Source organism: Caldichromatium japonicum (assembly GCF_011290485.1).
GTDB lineage: Bacteria > Pseudomonadota > Gammaproteobacteria > Chromatiales > Chromatiaceae > Thermochromatium > Thermochromatium japonicum.
The window spans coordinates 889,590-909,418 of the sequence record NZ_CP048029.1 but is presented as its reverse complement, the minus strand read 5'-3'; the positions used below and the strand labels follow the sequence as shown (position 1 = coordinate 909,418).

Annotated in this window: 20 protein-coding genes and 2 pseudogenes; 12 read left to right on the top strand and 10 right to left on the bottom strand. The window is 59.6% G+C overall.

What is annotated here, in order from left to right:
* Window positions 1-176: 176 nt before the first annotated feature.
* The 9 genes from clpX to adk all read right to left on the bottom strand — a co-directional run bounded on the left by clpX (window position 177) and on the right by adk (window position 8,723).
* Window positions 177-1,448 carry an ATP-dependent Clp protease ATP-binding subunit ClpX gene (clpX, locus tag GWK36_RS04475; protein WP_166270129.1) on the bottom strand — a complete coding sequence of 424 codons (1,272 nt, stop codon included), beginning with the start codon at window positions 1,446-1,448 and terminating at the stop codon, window positions 177-179.
* A gap of 284 nt (window positions 1,449-1,732) precedes the next feature.
* Complete coding sequence (gene clpP / locus GWK36_RS04470) at window positions 1,733-2,380, bottom strand: ATP-dependent Clp endopeptidase proteolytic subunit ClpP (RefSeq protein WP_166270128.1); 648 nt, start codon at window positions 2,378-2,380, stop codon at window positions 1,733-1,735.
* Window positions 2,381-2,431: 51 nt separating this feature from the next.
* On the bottom strand, window positions 2,432-3,718 hold the full coding sequence (gene tig / locus GWK36_RS04465) for a trigger factor (RefSeq protein WP_166270127.1): 1,287 nt from the start codon (window positions 3,716-3,718) through the stop codon (window positions 2,432-2,434).
* A 146-nt stretch (window positions 3,719-3,864) separates the two neighbouring features.
* Window positions 3,865-5,250 (bottom strand): oxygen-independent coproporphyrinogen III oxidase, encoded by a 1,386-nt coding sequence (hemN, locus tag GWK36_RS04460; RefSeq protein WP_166270126.1) that lies wholly within the window; start codon window positions 5,248-5,250, stop codon window positions 3,865-3,867.
* Window positions 5,251-5,429: 179 nt separating this feature from the next.
* Window positions 5,430-6,353 (bottom strand): 50S ribosomal protein L3 N(5)-glutamine methyltransferase, encoded by a 924-nt coding sequence (gene prmB, locus GWK36_RS04455; RefSeq protein ID WP_166270125.1) that lies wholly within the window; start codon window positions 6,351-6,353, stop codon window positions 5,430-5,432.
* A 135-nt stretch (window positions 6,354-6,488) separates the two neighbouring features.
* On the bottom strand, window positions 6,489-6,959 hold the full coding sequence (locus tag GWK36_RS04450) for an Rrf2 family transcriptional regulator (protein ID WP_166270124.1): 471 nt from the start codon (window positions 6,957-6,959) through the stop codon (window positions 6,489-6,491).
* A gap of 93 nt (window positions 6,960-7,052) precedes the next feature.
* Window positions 7,053-7,559: a DUF1249 domain-containing protein gene (locus tag GWK36_RS04445; protein WP_246237676.1), complete on the bottom strand. Its 507-nt coding sequence runs from the start codon at window positions 7,557-7,559 to the stop codon at window positions 7,053-7,055.
* 6 nt (window positions 7,560-7,565) lie between these two features.
* Window positions 7,566-7,937 (bottom strand): thioredoxin, encoded by a 372-nt coding sequence (gene trxA / locus GWK36_RS04440; protein ID WP_166270123.1) that lies wholly within the window; start codon window positions 7,935-7,937, stop codon window positions 7,566-7,568.
* A gap of 126 nt (window positions 7,938-8,063) precedes the next feature.
* The gene (adk, locus tag GWK36_RS04435) at window positions 8,064-8,723 is read right to left on the bottom strand and encodes an adenylate kinase (RefSeq protein WP_166270122.1); all 660 of its coding nucleotides are present in this window, start codon (window positions 8,721-8,723) and stop codon (window positions 8,064-8,066) included.
* 327 nt (window positions 8,724-9,050) lie between these two features.
* Here adk and GWK36_RS04430 point away from each other — a divergent pair.
* Window positions 9,051-9,763, top strand: a pseudogene (locus tag GWK36_RS04430) (IS5 family transposase).
* A 29-nt stretch (window positions 9,764-9,792) separates the two neighbouring features.
* On the opposite strand, the gene htpG reads toward GWK36_RS04430, so the two are convergent.
* Entirely contained in the window at window positions 9,793-11,706 is a 1,914-nt protein-coding gene (gene htpG / locus GWK36_RS04425) for a molecular chaperone HtpG (RefSeq protein ID WP_166270121.1), read from the bottom strand.
* Between the two features lie 200 nt (window positions 11,707-11,906).
* Between htpG and GWK36_RS04420 the strand changes: the two genes are divergently transcribed.
* The 11 genes and pseudogenes from GWK36_RS04420 (at window position 11,907) to GWK36_RS04375 (ending at window position 19,807) form a co-directional block, all read left to right on the top strand.
* On the top strand, window positions 11,907-13,541 hold the full coding sequence (locus GWK36_RS04420) for an alpha-D-glucose phosphate-specific phosphoglucomutase (RefSeq protein WP_166270120.1): 1,635 nt from the start codon (window positions 11,907-11,909) through the stop codon (window positions 13,539-13,541).
* 250 nt (window positions 13,542-13,791) lie between these two features.
* The gene (locus tag GWK36_RS04415) at window positions 13,792-14,382 is read left to right on the top strand and encodes a Uma2 family endonuclease (protein ID WP_166270119.1); all 591 of its coding nucleotides are present in this window, start codon (window positions 13,792-13,794) and stop codon (window positions 14,380-14,382) included.
* 149 nt (window positions 14,383-14,531) lie between these two features.
* On the top strand, window positions 14,532-15,038 hold the full coding sequence (locus GWK36_RS04410) for a Na+/H+ antiporter subunit E (protein WP_166270118.1): 507 nt from the start codon (window positions 14,532-14,534) through the stop codon (window positions 15,036-15,038).
* Window positions 15,039-15,086: 48 nt separating this feature from the next.
* Window positions 15,087-15,341, top strand: a complete 255-nt coding sequence (locus GWK36_RS04405) for an MrpF/PhaF family protein (protein WP_166270117.1) — start codon at window positions 15,087-15,089, stop codon at window positions 15,339-15,341.
* The gene (gene mnhG / locus GWK36_RS04400) at window positions 15,338-15,640 is read left to right on the top strand and encodes a monovalent cation/H(+) antiporter subunit G (protein WP_425482778.1); all 303 of its coding nucleotides are present in this window, start codon (window positions 15,338-15,340) and stop codon (window positions 15,638-15,640) included. Before GWK36_RS04405 ends, mnhG begins: the two co-directional genes overlap by 4 nt.
* Window positions 15,637-15,903, top strand: a complete 267-nt coding sequence (locus GWK36_RS04395) for a Na(+)/H(+) antiporter subunit B (RefSeq protein ID WP_166270116.1) — start codon at window positions 15,637-15,639, stop codon at window positions 15,901-15,903. The genes mnhG and GWK36_RS04395 overlap by 4 nt, the downstream gene beginning before the upstream one ends.
* Window positions 15,900-16,577 (top strand): MnhB domain-containing protein, encoded by a 678-nt coding sequence (locus tag GWK36_RS04390; RefSeq protein ID WP_166270115.1) that lies wholly within the window; start codon window positions 15,900-15,902, stop codon window positions 16,575-16,577. Before GWK36_RS04395 ends, GWK36_RS04390 begins: the two co-directional genes overlap by 4 nt.
* Window positions 16,567-16,863, top strand: coding sequence for an NADH-quinone oxidoreductase subunit K (locus tag GWK36_RS04385; protein ID WP_166270114.1), 297 nt, complete (start codon window positions 16,567-16,569; stop codon window positions 16,861-16,863). Before GWK36_RS04390 ends, GWK36_RS04385 begins: the two co-directional genes overlap by 11 nt.
* On the top strand, window positions 16,856-17,422 hold the full coding sequence (locus GWK36_RS15820; protein ID WP_343033139.1) for a hypothetical protein: 567 nt from the start codon (window positions 16,856-16,858) through the stop codon (window positions 17,420-17,422). The genes GWK36_RS04385 and GWK36_RS15820 overlap by 8 nt, the downstream gene beginning before the upstream one ends.
* 28 nt (window positions 17,423-17,450) lie before the next feature.
* On the top strand, window positions 17,451-18,305 hold the full coding sequence (locus tag GWK36_RS15815) for a proton-conducting transporter transmembrane domain-containing protein (protein ID WP_343033138.1): 855 nt from the start codon (window positions 17,451-17,453) through the stop codon (window positions 18,303-18,305).
* Between the two features lie 4 nt (window positions 18,306-18,309).
* Window positions 18,310-19,807, top strand: a pseudogene (locus tag GWK36_RS04375) (proton-conducting transporter transmembrane domain-containing protein).
* Window positions 19,808-19,829: the final 22 nt, after the last annotated feature.

Here is a 19,829-nt window from a genome sequence, read left to right as displayed (position 1 = left end):
GTGCTAGGGCGTGCCTGCTGGCACACGTGCCTGCTGGCACAGAGGGAATATGAGGATAGTGAAAAGATCGGGGTGGGGGAGAGGCCCTTCAAGCCCCGGAAAACTCCGTATCCCCCATATATCCCGATGCCTCACATCTGGCGGCATCGCCAGACGAGGGCTGAGGGGCGGGCCATTTAATCGGCAGCAACCGCCTGCTTTTCGATCCGATCGTAGATCAGGAAGGGTTTGTTCTCGCCGCGGATGACCGAGGCATCGATCACGACCTTGGAGACATGCTCCATCGATGGCAGGTCATACATGGTATCGAGCAAGACCTGTTCCATGATGGTACGCAGACCGCGGGCGCCGGTCTTGCGTTCCATTGCTTTGTGGGCGATCTCGCGCAGCGCATCCTCGCGAATCTCGAGCTGGACGCCCTCCATCTCGAACAGGCGGGTATATTGCTTGACTAGGGCATTCTTGGGTTCGGTCAGGATGCGCATGAGTGCCGGCTCATCGAGCTCCTCGAGGGTTGCCATGACCGGCAGACGACCGACAAACTCGGGGATCAGGCCATAACGGATCAGATCCTCGGGCTCGACGGCGCTGAGTAATTCATTAATCTGGCGGTTATCGTCCTTGCTGTGGATCTCAGCCGAAAACCCAATACCGGTCTTACGAGTGCGGTTTTGGATGACCTTTTCCAGACCGGCAAAGGCCCCCCCGACGATAAACAGGATATTGGAGGTATCGACCTGCAAGAACTCCTGTTGCGGATGCTTGCGCCCCCCTTGCGGCGGTACCGAGGCGATGGTCCCCTCGATCAGTTTGAGAAGGGCCTGTTGCACACCTTCACCCGAAACATCGCGGGTGATCGAGGGATTGTCAGACTTGCGCGAGATTTTGTCGATCTCGTCGATATAGACGATACCGGTCTGGGCCTTTTCGACATCGTAATCGCACTTTTGCAAGAGCTTTTGGATGATGTTTTCGACGTCCTCACCGACATAGCCCGCCTCGGTGAGGGTCGTGGCATCGGCGATGGTAAAGGGCACATTAAGCAACCGCGCCAGGGTCTCGGCCAACAAGGTCTTGCCTGACCCCGTCGGACCGATCAAAAGGATGTTGCTCTTAGCGATCTCGACATCCCCTTTGTTCCCTGCCGCCTCGAGGCGCTTATAGTGGTTATAGACCGCGACCGACAAGACTTTTTTGGCCTTTTCCTGGCCGATGACAAACTCATCCAGCCAAGCCTTGATCTCGCGCGGCTTAGGCAAATGGCTGGTCGTGTCGCTGACGCTGTCCTCGATCTCCTCACGGATGATGTCGTTACAGAGCTCGACGCACTCGTCACAGATGAATACTGAAGGGCCCGCGATGAGCTTGCGGACTTCATGTTGGCTCTTACCGCAAAATGAACAATAGAGCAATTTACCTTCGTCGCTCTTGTGGTTGTTTCCACTCATCGGGAGGCGGTCTCCGGGGCTGGGAAGGATGCGCATCCAGAGGTTGCGCGTTGAAATACGTCCAATTTCGACCGTTTGGGGTCACATGACAGAAACTTGATCACGAAACGAGAAGGCCGTCAAGAAGATACCCACACCCCTCTTCCCTGGGAGTGTCATCCACGGCGATTAGGCGTGTGCTGGCACTATGCGGTCAACACATCAGGGTTTCAAGGACAAATGATCAAGCGCTCGTCATGAATCCCATCGGTTTTAAGCAAAGATCGGGACTACATCCCGCGACATCAAGGCCTTTTAGACGGTACCGGACCGCGCTCGACGATCACCTTATCGATCAAGCCATATTCGCGCGCCGTCTCGCCATCCATGAAACGATCGCGCTCGGTATCCTCGGCAATCTTTTCGATCGGCTGGCCTGTATGATGGGCCAGGATACGATTGAGGCGGTCGCGGATATAGAGGATCTCACGCGCATGGATCTCGACGTCGGTCGCCTGACCATGAAAGCCGCCCAATGGCTGATGGATCATCATCCGCGAGTGGGGCAGGCAGAAACGTTTACCCGGCGCACCACCCGCCAGCAGCAGGGCACCCATGCTGGCGGCCTGGCCAATGCACATGGTGCTAACATCGGGGCGGATGAAGCGCATGGTGTCATAGATGGCGAGCCCAGCAGTGACCGAACCGCCGGGTGAGTTGATGTAGAGGTGGATATCCTTGTCCGGATTTTCGGACTCCAAGAACAACAACTGAGCCACGACGAGGTTGGCCATGTGATCCTCGATCGGGCCGACGAGAAAGATGACGCGCTCCTTCAGCAGACGCGAATAGATATCGAAGGCGCGCTCGCCCCGTGCGGTTTGTTCGATCACAATCGGCACCAGCCCCACCCCTTGAGGCTGCCAATCGGTGCGGCTTGTAGGTGCAATCATCGTCATAGGATATGGTAGCGGCGGTTGTATTGGACCTGGAAGTTGGGTGTCTTACGCAGCAAGCTCAGAAAAGCTCAGCGGCTCTTCCTCGACTTGGACCTGGTCAAGGATCAGATCGACGACCTGCTCTTCCAAGACAAGGATCTGCAAAGATTCCAAACGTTTGGCGTCGGAATAGTAATAATCGATGACCTCTTGGGGGCGTTCGTAGCTGGAAGCCAGACGCTCGACAGTCGTACGTACCCGGGCGGGATCGGGCTTGAGGTCATGGTCGCGGATGATCTTGCCGAGGATCAGTCCCAAGGCTACCCGCCGACGCGCGCCAGCCTCGAACAGCTCGGGCGCCAACGATACCCCGCTCCTGCCCGGCGCCAATGCCTCGCGCATCTGCTCTGCCATGCTCCGCATCTCGTTTTCGACCAGGGATTTAGGCAGCTCGATCGGATTGAGCTCATAGATCAGGTCCATGACCCGCTCCTTGGTGCGGGCCGCCAGGCGCTCATTCAGTTCGCGCTCCATGTTGCGGCGGACATCAGCGCGGAAGCGTTCGATGTCCCCATCCTCGATCCCGAATTCTTTGACGAACTCGGCGTCGAGCTCAGGGATGCGGGGCTCGGCCACGGCCTGGATCTGGATCTCGAAATGGAGGGACTTACCGGCGAGCGTCTGATCAGGATGGTCGTCGGGGAGATTGAGATCGATGGACCGGGTCTCGCCTGCTGCGACACCGGTCAGATGGTCCTCAAGGCCCGGCAGTAAACTCGTCTTCCCGAGCTCAACCTGGATGCCCTTCCCTGTACCCCGCGGAAACGGTTGACCTTCAAGCGTACCGAGTGCGTCCAGAGTCAAGAGATCGCCTGTCTGGGCGGGACGGTCAACCGGTTCCCAGGTTCGACGCTGCTCGCGCAGGCGCTGGATCATGTCATCTAGATCGGCGTCGGTGAGCACGCTGACTGGACGTTTGACCTTCTGACCGGAGAGTGGTGCCAGCTCGAATTCTGGCATGACCTCAAACACCGCTGTATAGGCCGCACGGCCCGCTGCCAGATCGAGATCGGGCTCGATCCGCGGCATGGCCGCCGGACGTAACGCGGCCTGCTCTAGAGCCCGGCCCAGGGTGCGCTGCACCAGGTCATGAAAGACCTCGTGCTGAAGCTGATCAGCATAACGCTGGCGTAGGATCTTAAGCGGTACCTTGCCGGGGCGAAAGCCCGGCGCCTTGGCATGATGCGCAAGCTGCTGTAGCCGTTTCTCGACCTCGGTCTGGATCTCCTCACAGGGCAGATCGATCCGCATCCGCCGCTCAAGCCCTTCACCCGCTTCAACCGACACCTGCATCAATCATGACTCCCGCGCCCGTCTGGCTGCTCATCGCCGGCCAAACGCGACGCCTATTGCTCGTTCATCTTGCCCGACCAGGCGGGCACCCATATCTCAAAGTAAAAATTTTAACACGACATGACCGCAGGACCGAAGGGAAGTCTTCAGATGACCTTGGAAAAACCGATTGGCCCAGTCTTGGTCTCGAGATAGGCGTCGAAGGCCATACAGATATTGCGCACGAGTAGGCGCCCGCGCGGCAGGATGTGGATGCGGTCCGAATCGACCGCGACCAGGCCATCGTCTTCCATGACCCTGAGCTTGGCGAGGCTGGAGGCGAAATAGCGATCGAAATCGATATCCCACTTGGCAGCGAGCGCCGTCTTGTCGAGCTCGAAATGACAGATGAGTTGGGTGATCACCTCGCGCCGGATGAGGTCATCGCGATTGAGGGCGATCCCTCTGAAGATCGCCAGCCGCCCGGCATCAATGTCGGCATAATAGGCATCCAGCTCGCGCTGGTTTTGCGCATAGGTATTGTCCACCATGCCGATCGAGGTCACCCCGATCCCGATCAGATCGCAGTTGGCATGGGTCGAATAGCCCTGGAAATTGCGATAGAGGGTCCCCGCCCGCTGGGCGACAGCCAATTCGTTCTCTGGGCGGGCAAAGTGATCCATCCCGATGAAGACATAGCCGGCCTGGGTCAGACGGTCGATGGTGGCCTGAAGGATGGCAAGCTTGACCTCGGGCGGGGGCAGATCGGCGGCGTTGATCCGCCGCTGCGGCTTGAAACGTTCGGGCAGATGCGCATAGTTGAAGATCGAGAGACGCTGCGGATTGACCTCGATCACCCGATCCAGGGTCTTCATGAAGCTCTCGACCGTCTGGAAGGGCAGACCATAGATCAGATCGATGCTGGTCGAGCGGAAACCCTCGGCCAGCGCCGCCTCGAGTACGGCCATGGTCTGGGCCTCGGTCTGGAAGCGATTGACTGCTGCCTGCACCCGCTCGTCGAAGTCTTGGACCCCGAGGCTCATCCGGTTAAAGCCGATCCGACGCAAGAGCTTGACCGTTACGGCGTCGGCCTCGCGCGGGTCGATCTCGATGGAAAACTCGCCGACTTCGTCATCCGCCAGGGTGAAATATCGGCGGGTGACTTCCATCAGCTCGACCATCTGTTCATTGCTCAAAAAGGTCGGCGTGCCGCCGCCCCAATGGAGCTGCTCGACCACACGCGAGCGATCGAACAGCTCGGATTGCATCGCCAGCTCCCGATGCACCCGCTCGAGATAAGGAGAGGCCAAGGAGCGATCTTTGGTCGCGATCTTGTTGCAGGCGCAATAGAAACAGACCGTATCGCAAAAAGGGATATGGAAATAGAGCGACAAGGGCCGCCCGCTGGCATTGCTCCGCGCGCAGGCGGCCTGATAATCGGCTGCGCCAAACGACTCGGTAAACTCGACCGCAGTGGGATAAGAGGTATAGCGCGGACCGCTTTGGTCATAGCGCCGAATCAAATCGAGGTCGAAAGAGACGCCTTGTTCCACGTTATCAATCCTCCGGTCCGGAGCCGCAAGGGCCCCCTTGACCAATATGTCAAACCTGTTGCTGGATCAGTGGCCCCTTCGCTTTTTAAGCCGGCGCGTCTTCACCAGGATGTTCAGCGCACCCAACCCGCTGCGAGGGGAGTCGATCGCATCCACCGGACCATCCGATCCGGTGCCGCTCAAGCATACAGCGCCTCCTCGATCAGCGGCTGCGCCTCCAAGAGCTGCTCGCGCGTCAGGAGAAAGACACCTTCACCGCCCCGTTCAAACTCAAGCCAAGTGAACGGCAGGCCGGGCAAATGCGCCTCCAATGCAGGCTGGGTATTTCCTACCTCGACCACGAGAATCCCTCGGTCATTGAGGTGCTGGGCGGCCTCATCGAGGATACGCAGAACGATCTCGAGTCCATCCTCACCGGCAAGCAGGGCCTGCTGGGGCTCACGATGATACTCAGCCGGCAGCTGATCGAATTCGGGCTGCGCCACATAAGGGGGGTTAGAGACGATCACATCATAGCGGCGGCCAGCAAGCGCGGCGAATAGATTCGACTCCACGACCTGCACGCGCTCCCCTAGGTGATGGCGTTCTATATTGCGCTGGGCTACATGCAGCGCCTGGGGCGAGATATCGACCAGGTCCACCTCGGCATCCGGCAGATAGACAGCTGCAGCGATGCCAATACAACCACAGCCCGTACCAATGTCCAACAGGCGTTGGACCCGATCGCCATCAATCCAGGGATCAAAGCCGGCCTCGACGAGCTCAGCGATCGGCGAGCGTGGGATCAGGACATGCTCATCGACCTCGAACTCCAGACCTGCAAACCAGGCGCGTCCGATCAGATAGGCCGAAGGGATACGCTCAACGACCCGGCGCTCGATAAGCTCTGTGACCCGAACCCGTTCAGCCGGGGTCAAACGACACTCGCGAAAGCTCGTGGGGAGAGTGGGCGCGAGATGCAAGGCACCCAACACCAGAAAGGCCGCCTCATCGAGGGCATTATCGGTCCCGTGACCAAAATGGAGGCCAGCTGCGTTGAAACGACTGGCCCCCCAGCGAATGAAATCTTGAATCGAGCACAAACCGTCCGGCTGTTCTGCCATAGCGGCGATCGACCACTTCAATCAACAATTGGCAATGCTGCAAGACGGCACGCGGGACTTAATCCGCGGTCCACTTGGGCGGTAAAAGAAAAGGATACCACCAGCCCGTGGTTTTGAGTGAGCGACGCATCCGCATCAGGCGGCATGCCGATGCCGTTGCAAGGGAGGTACCCCCTCCATCTCAGACAAACCGGACTGTAGCTGTCCCCCCTGGTCAACGAGATCTTGAAGCGAGATGCGATCGAGAAATTGAAAGATCTCGTTGCTGAGCTGATCCCATAGATGATGGGTCAGGCAGCGTCTGCCGTCATGACAGTTCTGGCGCCCGCTGCATCGGGTCAGTTCGACCCATTCATCTACGGCGCAGATGATGTTAGCAATCGAGATCTCGCTTGCGGGGCGTCCGAGATAATAGCCTCCCCCAGGCCCGCGCACCCCGCGCACCAGCTTTTTGGAACGCAAGGCAGCAAACAGCTGTTCAAGATAGGACAGCGAGATCCCTTGTTTGGCCGAGATGTCGGCCAGCGTGATAGGTCCTTGCCCGGCATGCAGGGCAAGGTCGAGCATCGCAGTCACCGCATATCTACCTTTGGTCGATAATCTCATGGTTTGAGTGCCTGCCGTATTGAGGTTGCGAGCTAAGTAAATTAGTCAACAATCCGCCCATTTCAAGCGGATACAAGCTCGCCTCAAGGTGGATCAAGATGGGGAACGGACAAGGCGATCGGCCGGCACGGCGCAAGACGATCGATCAAGGGCAGTGGGCGCGAAGCCATGTCCCTGGCTACAGCAAAACTGCAACCACTTAGATAAAAAGAGATTGGCGCGCCATTTGTCGCTCAGGGCAGGCGGGGCATAGCCGACGCGCAAAGGGAGGATCGATTGGCGCAGGCTGAGGATCTCGACCTGGCGCGCATCATGATAGACGCGCAGCCGGGCATCCGGTTCGCTATGGCCGGCAGATGCAGCAAAGAGATGGGTAAGGCGTAGGCTGGTGGTATAGGGAGCCTGGGCCTCAATCTCTAAAGCGAGGTCAACGGCCCCAGGACAGCGCGAGATCAGGCGTCCCAAGGGATAATCGCGCAGACCTGGAGCCAGACGCCGCAGATGCATAAAGTTCTCCTCGCATAGTCCGAGCAGATCGCCGAGGCTTGGGCCGGCGTCCAGTCGCGCGAGGAGAAAGACAGTGGCGCTCCAATCGCTCAAGGGTCTTCAGGCATGCGCTTCGGATTGGGCGGCGATCTGACGGCGGACTTCATCCATATCCAGCTCGCCTGCCCGGGTAATGAGATCGCGCAGCATCCCCTCAGGCAGGGCCCCAGCTTGGGCAAAGATGATGATCTGATCGCGGAAGATCATGAGCGTTGGGATCGAGCGGATCTGGAAATGGGCGGCGATTGCCTGCTCCTCCTCGGTATTGACCTTAGCAAAGACGACATCAGGGAAGTCTGCTGAGACCTTTTCATAGACAGGGGCAAAGGAGCGGCAGGGACCGCACCAGGGGGCCCAGAAGTCCACCATCACAAAGCTGTGATCGCGGATCGTTTGTTCGAAATTGGCGGCATTGAGCTCTACGACGGCCATAGGCGTCTCCGTGGGTTGGGGTGATGGGCAAATAACGGAATCGGACGCGACAGGATGGCGTCAACCTAGGGGAACCACACGCAGACGCGCCATGTTTGGGTAACGTACCGATGAGATTGGGGCATATCAGAGGGTCTCAAGCGCCGCGATGATCCGCGCGCGGATCGCCTCGACCGGTCCGATACCCTCGATCCGGATATAACGGGGTGCGCCTTCTCCGCCCTGTTCGGCCCAGGCTGTATAGTATTCGATCAGAGGCGCAGTTTGCGCATGATAGACCCGCAGGCGCTCGCGCACCGTCTCTTCTCGGTCGTCATCCCGCTGGACCAAGGGTTCGCCGGTCTCGTCGTCCAAACCCTCGACCTTAGGCGGATTGAAGATCACATGATAGGTGCGGCCCGAGGGGAGATGCACCCGCCGCCCGGAGAGACGCCGGATGATCTCCTCGTCGGGGACGGCGATCTCGACCACGGCATCGAGAAAGATGCGCGCTGCCTTTAGCGCCTCGGCCTGGGCGATGGTGCGGGGGAAACCGTCGAACAAGAAGCCGTTGGCGCAGTCTGGCTCAGCGATCCGCTCCTTGACCATGCCGATGATGATGTCATCAGAGACCAGCCCCCCGCTTTCCATGACTGCCTTCGCAGCCAGCCCGAGGGTTGTGCCCTGCTTGACGTGGGCACGCAGCATGTCGCCGGTCGAGATCTGAGGGATACCGAAATGCGATTTGATGAATCCAGCCTGAGTGCCTTTACCAGCGCCTGGACCGCCGAGCAGGACGATGCGCATCGCCTTTACTCCTTCAATTCGTTGATCGAGGACAGGGATTATGCCAAGCGTCGCAAGGAGCAACCAGTGCTCGACGGTGATCTAGGGGGCTGTGCTCGCCCACTGCGCCACGCAAGACCGCATTGGGGGCCCCAGCGATCCTTTCTAGGTCCTCTTCTCAATCGTGCGCATAGTGCTATGTCATATGCAAGTGAGGCTGCATAAATCGTTCACAGTCACTGACATGGCGAGGGGCTGTTCACAGTGGGTGAAGTCTGGTCATATCCTGACTTTTGCGCAGGAGTCAGGATGGAGCGGAAGATGTTATGAGATGAGCGGTGGGCACGCATTGAGCAGCTGTTACCGGGGAAGAAGAGCGATCCGGGTTGCACAGCGAGGGACAACCGGCGCGTTGTCAAAGCCGTGCTCTGGATCATGCGCACCGGCTGTCTGTGGCGCGATTTGCCAGCCGAGCTGGGCCACTGGCACCGGACATATGTGCGTTTCTCGCGCTGGCGCGAGAAAGGTGTTTAGGAGCGCGTGGCCGCCGCACTGCAAGGCGATGCCGACATGGAGCATCTGTTCATCGACTCGACCATCGTGCGCGCCCACTCACATTCTGCTGGCGCCCCAAAAAAGCGGGCCAACAGGAAATCGGTCGCTTGCGGGGCGGGTTGACGACCAAACTGCACGTTGCGGTGGATGCCTTGGGCAATCCGCTGCGCGTCATTCTCTCGGCAGGGCAGGTCGCCGACATCGAGCAGGCCGCGGCGTTAATCCAGGACCAACCGACCGAGTGCGTCATTGCCGACAAGGGTTACGACTCGGATGCCCTTGTCGAAACGGTGACCGCACAGGGCAGCCAGGCGGTCATCCCCCCACGCTCCAACCGACTCAATCCGCGCTCGTTCAACCGGCATCTCTACAAAAACCGCAATCTGATCAAGCGCTTCTTCTGTCGCATCCAGCAATTCAGACGCATCGCCACGCGCTACGACAAGCTCGCCTCGTCTTCCCTGTCGTTCGTTTATCTGGCTTGCACCATCGTCTGGTTGACTTGATTGAGAATACACCCTAGGCAAGTAGCCGCTCAGATTGCCAGCATCTCGGCTATCAACTTATTGAGCCGGGCAACGAAGGCCCCCGGGTCATCGAGCTGAGTGCCCTCGGCAAGCTGTGCCTGCTCGAACAGGATCGAGGCCAGGTCATTAAAGCGATCTGTATCCGCCTCGGCGGCGAGCCGCTTGACCAGCGGATGTTCAAGGTTAACCTCTAAGGTCGGCTTGACCTGAGGGGCGTTTTGGCCCACGGCCTTGAGTACCCGTGCCAGATGGATGCTCATGTCATCGGCCCCGACCACCAAACAGGCTGGAGACTCAACCAGGCGCTGGCTAGGCCGAACTGCCTCGACCCGCTCGCCCAGCGCAGTCTTGAGCCGATCCAAGAGCGGTCTGTGCTCGGTCGCCGCCTTGTCCTTGGTCTCCTTGTCCTCCTGATCGGCAAGCCCCCCGAGGTCCAGCTCGCCCTTGGCGACCGACTGGAGATGTTTACCCTTGTATTCATGGAGATGGCTAAGCAGCCATTCATCGACCCGATCGGAAAGCAGCAAAACCTCGATCCCCTTCTTGCGGAAGATCTCGAGATGCGGGCTGTGGCGTGCTGCCGCTGGGGTTTCGGCGGTGATGTAATAGATCTTGTCCTGACCTTCCTGCATCCGCCCGATGTAATCGTCGAGCGAGACGCGCTGTTTGTTGTCCTCGCTGTGGGTCGTCGCGAAACGCAATAGACCAGCGATCCGCTCACGGTTGGCATAATCCTCGGCCGGACCCTCTTTGAGCACCTTGCCGAATTCGTCCCAAAAGAGGGCATATCTCTCCGGTTCGTCCTTAGCCAGGGTCTCAAGGAGCCCCAGGATGCGCTTGGTGTTCGCTTGGCGGATGGCGTCGATCTTACGATTGTGCTGCAGGATCTCGCGCGAGACATTGAGCGGCAGGTCGTCGGCGTCGACGATCCCTTTGATGAACCTCAGATAGCGCGGCATGAGCTGATCCGACTCATCCATGATGAAGACCCGCCTGACATAGAGCTTGACCCCGTGCTTGGGCTCGCGGTCCCAGAGGTCCCAGGGGGCACGGCGCGGGATATAGAGGAGCGCCGTATATTCATTGGTTCCCTCAACCCGATTGTGGACATAGGCCAGAGGTGGTTCAAAGTCATGGGCGATGTGCTTGTAAAACTCGTGATACTCCTCCTCGCGGATCTCGGACTTGTTGCGCATCCATAGCGCCGTACCACGGTTGACCTGCTCAAACTCCGGAGGCTGGCCTTTGCGCTTCTCAGCCTCCTCGCCGTAGTACTCCTTGGGCATCTCGATGGGGATGGCGATATGATCCGAGAACTTCTGGATGATCGAACGCAGGCGCCACTGTTCCAAAAACTCTTGCTCGTCATCCTTGAGATGCAGGATCACATCCGTACCCCGCACCACTTTTTCCACTGTCTCGATGGTATAGGTCCCGCGCCCATCGGATTCCCAGCGCACCCCATGCTCCGGTCCGTAACCTGCCCTGCGCGAGATCAGGGTGACTCGATCGGCGACGATGAATGCCGAATAAAAGCCCACGCCAAACTGACCGATGAGCTGGCCATCCTTGGTCTGATCGCCCGATAGACTCGCTAGGAAACGACGCGTGCCCGAGCTGGCGATGCTACCGATGGTATCCATCACTTCCTGGCGGCTCATGCCAATGCCGTTGTCCGAGACGGTCAGGGTCTTGGCGTCGCGGTCGATGAGGATGCGCACCCGCAACTGGCTGTCGCCCTCATAAAGCCCATCGTCGCTCAAGGCCTCAAACCGCAGACGCTCGGCAGCATCCGAGGCGTTCGAGACCAATTCGCGCAAAAAAATCTCTTTGTTCGAATAAAGCGAACGGATCACCAGATCAAGGACCTGGCTGACCTCGGCCTTGAATTCAAGGGTTTCTTTGTGCGCTTCGACTGTCATTTGAGGATCTGCCAACTTCAGTAACAAGGTTCTGTTGAGGATTCAAGACGTCTATCGCAGACCAAAAACGGTCTTTTAGACTTATTGTCGCATGTAGGCCAGGCGATACAATCCCCTCGGCCTTGACTCCCAGACGGCGCAGTCCCTTGGGGCTGCTCGGTGACGGTCGTTCAATCTTAAGTCAACATCAGGGTTTGCCGATGGAAACGCTGCGTATCGCTACCATACCATTTCACGACCAGCGCCCCGGAACCTCGGGACTGCGCAAACAGGTCCGTATCTTTCAACAGCCGGGTTATCTTGAAAACTTCGTCCAAGCGATCTTTGATACCCAGCCCGAGCTCAAGGGCGGCACGCTCGTCGTCGGCGGCGACGGACGTTATTTCAACCGTGAGGCGATCCAGGTGATCCTGCGTATCGCCGCGGCTAATTGGGTCAGACAGATCCTGATCGGTCAATATGGATTCTTCTCGACCCCTGCCGTCTCTTGCGTCATCCGCAAATATCAGGCTCAGGGGGGGATCGTGCTCTCGGCCAGCCATAATCCAGGGGGGCCGGACGGCGATTTCGGGATCAAGTTCAATGTCGCCAACGGCGGGCCGGCACCCGAGTCGGTTACTGAAGCGATCTTTGCCCGCACTCGGGTCATCGACCATTATCTAACGCTGGATACGCCGCCTCTGGATCTCGACCGGTTAGGGGGGACCAAACTCAAGGACACTGCGATCGAGGTCATCGATCCAGTATGCGATTACGCGGATCTCATGGAGACGATCTTCGACTTCGATGCCATCCATCAGCTCTTTAATTCGGGCCATTTTCGGATGCGTTTCGATGCCATGCACGCCATCACTGGGCCCTATGCCCGCGAGATTCTGGAAAACCGGCTGGGCGCCGAGCCGGGTACGGTGCTCAATGGCAACCCGCTCGAGGATTTTGGCAGCGGTCATCCCGATCCCAATCTGGTCCATGCCCATGCGCTGGTCGAAATGACGCGCGGGCTCAAGGGTCTCGACTTTGCCGCGGCTTCGGATGGCGACGGGGATCGCAATATGATCCTAGGGCGCGATTGTTTTGTGACCCCAAGCGACAGTCTGGCGATCCTTGCCGCTAATGCCCATCTCGTCCCTGGCTACCGCCAAGGGATACGCGGGATCGCCCGCTCCATGCCGACTAGTCAGGCGGCCAAACGGGTTGCCGATTTTTTGGGCGTTGAATGCTACGAGACCCCAACTGGCTGGAAGTTCTTCGGCAATCTGCTCGATGCCGGACGCATCACCCTCTGCGGTGAGGAAAGTTTTGGCACCGGCTCGGATCATGTGCGCGAAAAGGATGGGCTGTGGGCGGTGCTCTTTTGGCTGAATCTGCTCGCGGTGCGCCAACAGTCGGTGGCGGAGATCCTCAGCGATCACTGGCGCCGGTTTGGGCGCAATTTCTACACCCGGCATGACTATGAGGGTCTCGACCTCAAATCTGCGGAGCTTCTGATCGATCATCTGCGCCGGCTCTTGCCCGACCTGCCCGGGCATCAGCTTGGTGCCGAGACGGTGAGCTACGCTGACGATTTTGCCTATACGGATCCGATCGATGGAAGCCGAACCGAACGCCAAGGCATCCGTATCGGCTTTGCGAGCGGCGCCCGCATCGTCTATCGACTCTCGGGTACTGGGACCTCAGGCGCAACCCTGCGTGTCTATCTTGAATCGTTCGAGCCAGACCCCGATCGCCATCAGCTCGATCCGCAAGAGGCCCTTCGGCCTCTCGTCCTCATTGCCCGTGAGCTTGCCCAGATCGAGACACGCACCGGACGCACAGAGCCCGATGTCATTACCTAAAGTGAATGGCCCTTGGGTATATGCGCCTGAAAAAATCTTCTGGACCCATTGCAATTGTCGAAAATCGTCTAAACTTTGAATCAGCTCAGCGAGTCATCACCATGACTGGTGCCTTTTGATTCCGGTCCCGCCGGTGCATTTGAAGTCCTCCTCGTCTCTCTTCCACGAGAGACCCTTGACCCGGTGCCTGCCGGGTCTTTTTTATGTGCCTTATCTTGAAAAAGACAATTCGGTCGCCTGGAGATTTCAGATGTTGCAGCCAGCCAGCAAATCGGGTCGCTTTACCTATGCCGATTATTGCCGTTGGCCGGAGGGAGAACGCTGGGAGCTGATTGACGGCCAGGCATTCGCCATGAGCCCTGCCCCTTCGCGCCTCCATCAGGAGTTCGTGGTCGAACTGGCTGCGCAGATCCACCCTAAGCTTGCGAACTCATCTTGCCGAGTCTATGTCGCGCCCTTTGATGTCCGTCTGCCGCACGCTCAGGAGTCGGACGATGAGATCGACACTGTGGTCCAGCCGGACCTCGCCGTCATCTGCGACCCCACCAAGCTCGATGACAAAGGCTGCCGCGGCGCCCCGGATTGGATCATCGAGATCCTCTCCCCCTCGAGCGCCGCGCACGACCACATCCGCAAACGTGCCCTCTATGAGCGGCATGGAGTGCGCGAATACTGGCTTTTGCACCCCAGCGATCGGCTATTGACCATCTATCGCTTGGGGCCCGATGGTTCATTTGGTAAGCCCGAGGTGGCTGAATTGACTGGATTTACAGCGGTGGGGATCTTCCCTGGGCTTGAGATCAATTGGCCAGGGCCTGAGGCGATGGAAGGGCCTCAGTGAACCTGTGCTGTCAGGAACGGCTCTAAGCGGCCCGTGTGTTTTTTTTCGAGCACAGCTCCAACGAGCTGGACAAATATCGATTGTTGGGAACTCGATTGCTGTTTCACTGGGCAGCCTTGTTGGGCGCATCGTGCAAGCTGGAGGACGTAATGAAGATCTCGCAGAGCCCCGCCGCCCTTACCCTGCGCCTTGGGCTGTTTGCTGGCGTCTGGGTGGTCATCGCCGGTACCGATCCTGCCTCTTGGCTGATCGGCATCTCTGCGGTGATCGCGGCAAGCCTGGCGAGTTGGCGTTTAAGACCTGAGGGCGCAGGTCAACCGCATCTGGGTCCCGCCTTGGCCTTCATCCCCTTTTTCTTCTGGAGTTCGCTCAAAGGCGGGGTCGATGTCGCCTGGCGGGTGTTGCAGCCGCAGATGCGGATCGCGCCTGGGTTGCATCCCTATCGCCTCAGGTTGATCAATCCTTCAGAGCGGGTGTTGTTGCTCGCTTCCATCAGTCTCCTGCCCGGGACCCTCAGCGCCGACCTCGAGGGGGATACCCTGATCCTCCATGCCTTGGATGCCAGCGACCCCAATGCCCTCGAGTTCGAGATCGCACACCTCGAGCGGCGCATCGGCTCGCTCTTCGGCGAGCCCTGGGCGAAGACGCCCGACTAGACTATCCATGACGAAACCGACCGTGCCATAAAACAAGGCACTGCTGCCATGCCGCTTGCCGAGTTGAATCTCGCCATCGCCCTGATGCTGCTTGCGACCATCAGCGTGGGTCTGATCCGCGTCGTTCTGGGCCCAACGCCTGCCGATCGCCTGCTCGCCGCCCAGTTGCTGGGGACCTCGGGGATCGGGGTCTTGGTGGTGCTGTCCTCTGTCATCCAGGTCCCTGCCTTGATCGATGTCGCCCTGGTCTTTGCGCTGCTGGCCGCGGTGACCACAATCGCCTTTACCCGTAAGCACCCATGATGGCCCTGTATCTACTCTCGGCATTCTGTCTCATGGCTGGCCTCTTGTTCTTTCTCGCCGGCACCCTGGGTCTTTTGCGACTACCCGACCTGCTGACCCGGCTACATGCCCTGACCAAGGCCGACAATCTGGATCTGGGCCTGGTGATCCTGGGTCTCGTGTTCCAGACACCCGATCAGCCGCTGCGCGCGTTCAAGCTGCTCCTGATCTGGCTGTTTGTGCTCATTGCAAGCGCCACCGGCGCCCATCTGATCGCCCAGCGCGCATTGCGCAGCAAGTCTTATCAGGACGACCGATGAATCTGCTTTTACTTGGTTTCGATCTCTTGCTATCGATCAACCTCTTGACCCTCGCATTCGCTGCCTCGAGCAGTCAAGAACCGCGGCGGGGGACGATCTTTTTCATCGCCTTCGGCCTTTTACTGGCACTGGTCTGGGCGCGCCTGCGGGCTCCAGATCTCGCCTTGGCCGAGGCGGCGATCGGTGCCGGGCTCTCGGGCGCCCTGATGCTCGGCGCTGGACAGCGCGCGGCGCGCAAGCCAGACGGCGAGGGCCCACCATGAGCTCATCCCTGCTGAGCCTGCTGGTCAAGGTGTTGGTCGTCGCCTTGGGCGCCTTTCTGGGCTGGGCGCTATGGGATGGTTTGAGCGGACACTCCGGCGTGCGCCTAGCCGAGATCGCCCTGGTGCAGGTGCCTGAATCGGGTGCAAGCAACCCAGTGACCTCGGTCCTGCTCAATTTCCGCGGCTATGACACCCTGCTCGAACTGGCCGTACTCCTGACGGCCTTGCTCGGTATCTGGTCGCTCTGCCCTGCCGCCTTGCCCTATCCGCCGCCTGGCCTGTTGCTTACAAACCTCGTGGGTTGGGTGGTGCCCATGCTGATCATCGCTGGCGGTTATCTCCTCTGGGTCGGCGGTCAGGCCCCAGGCGGTGCCTTTCAAGCAGGCGCGCTCTTCGGTGCTGCTGGTGTGACCCTGGCCTTGGCCGGTCATCCCACCGGCGGCCTGCCTGCGGAATCCCATCAACGCCTCCTGGCCACCTCGGGCACCCTCGTATTCGTGCTGATGGGCTTGGGCTGTATGCTCTTAGGCCTTGGTTTCCTGACCTATCCCAAGGCGATCGCCAAATGGCTGATCCTGACCATCGAGACCGCGGCTACGCTCAGCATCGGCCTCATCCTCGCTGCGGCCTTCCTCGGCGGGCATCCCTCTGCAGGAAGGTCCCATGGACTCTGAGATCCTGATCACCCAGGTGCTCTATGGCGGGCTGGGCCTGGTACTGTTTCTCCTGGGCCTCTGGTCATTCATTGTCCATGATGGGCTCTCGCGCAAACTGATCGCGCTCAATGTCATGGGCTCTGGTGTCTTTCATGTCCTGGTCGCGATCGCCTATCGCGGTCTCGAGCAGACGCCTGACCCCGTACCGCATGCCCTGGTGCTGACGGGGATCGTGGTTGCGGTGAGCGCCACCGCCCTGGCGTTGGCCTTCGGTCGGCGCCTGGAGGAGCGTGACCATGCTTGACCTCTTGGCCTTGGCGGTCGCTTGGCCGCTCCTCGGCGCCTTGTTGACTGCCATGTCCCCGCGCTGGGCACCGGCAATTGGGATACCCATGGCCGTCGGCGTTACATTGAACGCTCTATGGCTGGTCTTTGCGGTGATGGAGCGCGGGCCCTTGGTCTCTGACCTCGGCGGCTGGGGCGTGCCGCTGGGGATCAGCCTGCGCGCTGATGGTCTGGCGGCAGCCTTCTTAGTCATGGTCAATCTGGTGGGGCTGGGGGTCAGCATCCATGCCAACGGTTATTTCGCCGCCAGCAAGACCAGCCCACATTTCTGGCCCTTGTGGTTTTTGCTGTGGACGGGGCTCAATGCCCTCTGGGTCTCGGGGGATCTGTTCAATCTCTATGTGACCCTCGAGCTCATTGGCATGTCGGCAGGGGCGCTAGGAGCGCTCGGCGGGACTCGCGAGGCCGTTGCAGCCAATCTGCGCTATCTCCTGTTTGGGCTCGCAGGGTCTATGACCTATCTCCTGGGGGTGAGCCTACTCTATATCGCTTACGGTAGCCTATATCGCTTACGGTAGCCTGGATCTCATCCAGGTCGCCGAGTCATTGACCCCCGCCCCTGCCAGCGATGCCGCTTGCGCCCTGATGATCGGGGGGGTGTTGTTAAAGGCGGCCCTGTTTCCCCTGCACTTTTGGTTGCCGCCTGCCCATGCAGCAGCACCGGCGCCGGTCAGCGCGGCCCTTTCGGCCCTGGTGGTCAAGGCGGCGATCTATCTCATCCTGCGCCTGTGGCTGGACCTATTTGCCGGGATCGCCAACGTCTCAGTCGCGATGCTCTTGGGTCTTCTGGGTGGGATCGCGGTCCTTTGGGGGTCTTGGCAGGCCCTGTGCGCCGAGCGGCTCAAGCTGCTTGCGGCCTATTCGACCGTGGCCCAGATCGGCTATCTCGCCATGTTTTTGCCGTTGTTCCACGCAACCCTTGATGAGGACGCGCGTGCCTCCCTGCTTGCCGCCTGGGTGCTGTTGGCCCTGACCCATGGACTCGCCAAGGCAGGCTTTTTTCTTGCGGCAGGGTTGGTGCAAAAGACCACTGGCCATGATCGTATCCTTGAGCTTGGCGGCGCGGCGCAAAGCCTACCGGCAGCGACCTTTGCTTTGGGGCTTGCGGGGGCGGCGCTCATCGGCCTGCCGCCGAGCGGGACCTTTTTCGCCAAATGGCTCCTGATTCAGACCGCCATCGTCTCGGGCCAGTGGTGGTGGGTACCGGTGGTCATGCTCGGGACCCTGCTTGCCGTGGGTTATGTCTTTCGAATATTGGCCCGCGCCTTTACTCGCGAGCCTACGCCCGCGCACTTCGTCACCGATGCCCGTACTGAGCTTCCGGCGCTCATCTTGGCTGCGCTCTCGCTGCTCGGGGTTGGATTGGCCGCAAGACCCATCACCCATCTACTTGGGGTCTGACACCATGGATCTGGATGCTTTTCTACCGCTAGCGATCGTATTGAGCTCTGCCCTCCCCGGCGCCCTGATCTTTTTTTGGACGAGGAGCGTCATCTCCTGCGCACTGTGCTCAATCTATTTGGTGCCATCGCCAAGCTCATCCTGGTCGGCTGGATGATCTGGGGGGTCTTTCACGAGCATGTCTATATCAGTCGCCTTGAGCTCCTTCCTGGGCTTGAGCTGATCTTGAGCGCCGATGCGCTGTCGCTCTTGTTCGTGACCCTGTCCACTGTACTGTGGTTGGTCACCACCATCTATGCCATCGGCTATCTGGAGCACTCACCCAATCGCAGCCGATTCTTCGGTTTTTTTAGCCTGTGCGTCTCAGCAACCGTAGGGATCGCGCTCTCGGGGAATCTCCTGACCTTTATCGTCTTCTACGAGATCCTCACCCTGTCCACCTACCCGTTGATCGCACACCGCGGCACGCCTGATGCCGATCGTGGCGCCCGCGTCTATCTCGCCTATACCATGACCGGCGGGGTGGTACTCCTCACAGGTGCAGCGTGGCTACAGGGCCTGATGGGGCCGCTGAACTTTACCCAGGACGGTCTATTGGATACGGCCCCTGAATCGCTCCATCCCCAGTTCATCCTGATCTTTTTCCTGTTGCTTGCCGGTCTAGGGGTCAAGGCGGCCCTGGTACCCCTGCACGGCTGGCTGCCGCAGGCGATGGTGGCACCGGCGCCGGTGAGCGCCCTACTCCATGCGGTTGCCGTGGTCAAGACGGGGGCGTTTGGGATCGTGCGTCTCGTGTATGACATCTATGGGGTGGAGTTTGCCTATCATCTGGGGCTGCTCGATGTGCTGGGCGTCTTTGCGGCAACGACCATCCTCTATGGTTCGCTCAAGCCCTTAAGCCAGGACAGCCTCAAGAAACGCCTGGCCTATTCGACCGTCAGCCAGGTGTCCTATATCGCCTTCGGCGCCTCGATCCTGGGGCCCATCGCAACCATCGGCGGCCTGGTCCATCTGGTGCATCAGGGGCTGATGAAGATCACCCTGTTTTTTTGCGCAGGCAACTTGCCGAGACACTGGGGATCCATCGGGTCAGTGAGATGAACGGTGTGGGCCGACGCCTGCCCTGGACCACCCTGGCCTTTACCGTTGGGGCGCTCGGGATGATCGGCATCCCGCCGATCGCCGGCTTTGTGACCAAGTGGTATCTGGCTCTGGGTGCAGCCGACGCTGGGTCGCACTGGGCCATCCTGGTGTTGATCGCAAGCAGCCTGCTCAATGCCGCCTATTTCCTGCCGATCCTCTATCGCGCCTGGTTTAGATCGCGGCCCGAGCGCTGGCCGGAGGAACATGCCTTTGCGACCCGCCTGGAGACCGAACCCGCATTGCTGTGGCCGCCACTGGTGACGGCTGCACTTTCGCTTACTGCGGGTCTATTCGCCGCCGCCCCCTTCAGCCCCTTGGAGTGGGTACGCCTGATCGCCGAGCGGGAATATGGACCATAAATAACCGGCGACCGAGGTCACG

What these genes read in the sequence shown, in the direction of transcription:
- clpX (WP_166270129.1), bottom strand. Translation starts at nt 1,448, where the DNA reads ATGAGTGGAAACAACCACAAGAGCGACGAAGGTAAATTGCTCTATTGT.
- clpP (WP_166270128.1), bottom strand. Translation starts at nt 2,380, where the DNA reads ATGATTGCACCTACAAGCCGCACCGATTGGCAGCCTCAAGGGGTGGGG.
- tig (WP_166270127.1), bottom strand. Translation starts at nt 3,718, where the DNA reads ATGCAGGTGTCGGTTGAAGCGGGTGAAGGGCTTGAGCGGCGGATGCGG.
- prmB (WP_166270125.1), bottom strand. Translation starts at nt 6,353, where the DNA reads ATGGCAGAACAGCCGGACGGTTTGTGCTCGATTCAAGATTTCATTCGC.
- GWK36_RS04450 (WP_166270124.1), bottom strand. Translation starts at nt 6,959, where the DNA reads ATGAGATTATCGACCAAAGGTAGATATGCGGTGACTGCGATGCTCGAC.
- trxA (WP_166270123.1), bottom strand. Translation starts at nt 7,937, where the DNA reads ATGGCCGTCGTAGAGCTCAATGCCGCCAATTTCGAACAAACGATCCGC.
- adk (WP_166270122.1), bottom strand. Translation starts at nt 8,723, where the DNA reads ATGCGCATCGTCCTGCTCGGCGGTCCAGGCGCTGGTAAAGGCACTCAG.
- htpG (WP_166270121.1), bottom strand. Translation starts at nt 11,706, where the DNA reads ATGACAGTCGAAGCGCACAAAGAAACCCTTGAATTCAAGGCCGAGGTC.
- GWK36_RS04420 (WP_166270120.1), top strand. Translation starts at nt 11,907, where the DNA reads ATGGAAACGCTGCGTATCGCTACCATACCATTTCACGACCAGCGCCCC.
- GWK36_RS04415 (WP_166270119.1), top strand. Translation starts at nt 13,792, where the DNA reads ATGTTGCAGCCAGCCAGCAAATCGGGTCGCTTTACCTATGCCGATTAT.
- GWK36_RS04410 (WP_166270118.1), top strand. Translation starts at nt 14,532, where the DNA reads ATGAAGATCTCGCAGAGCCCCGCCGCCCTTACCCTGCGCCTTGGGCTG.
- GWK36_RS04405 (WP_166270117.1), top strand. Translation starts at nt 15,087, where the DNA reads ATGCCGCTTGCCGAGTTGAATCTCGCCATCGCCCTGATGCTGCTTGCG.
- mnhG (WP_425482778.1), top strand. Translation starts at nt 15,338, where the DNA reads ATGATGGCCCTGTATCTACTCTCGGCATTCTGTCTCATGGCTGGCCTC.
- GWK36_RS04395 (WP_166270116.1), top strand. Translation starts at nt 15,637, where the DNA reads ATGAATCTGCTTTTACTTGGTTTCGATCTCTTGCTATCGATCAACCTC.
- GWK36_RS04390 (WP_166270115.1), top strand. Translation starts at nt 15,900, where the DNA reads ATGAGCTCATCCCTGCTGAGCCTGCTGGTCAAGGTGTTGGTCGTCGCC.
- GWK36_RS04385 (WP_166270114.1), top strand. Translation starts at nt 16,567, where the DNA reads ATGGACTCTGAGATCCTGATCACCCAGGTGCTCTATGGCGGGCTGGGC.
- GWK36_RS15820 (WP_343033139.1), top strand. Translation starts at nt 16,856, where the DNA reads ATGCTTGACCTCTTGGCCTTGGCGGTCGCTTGGCCGCTCCTCGGCGCC.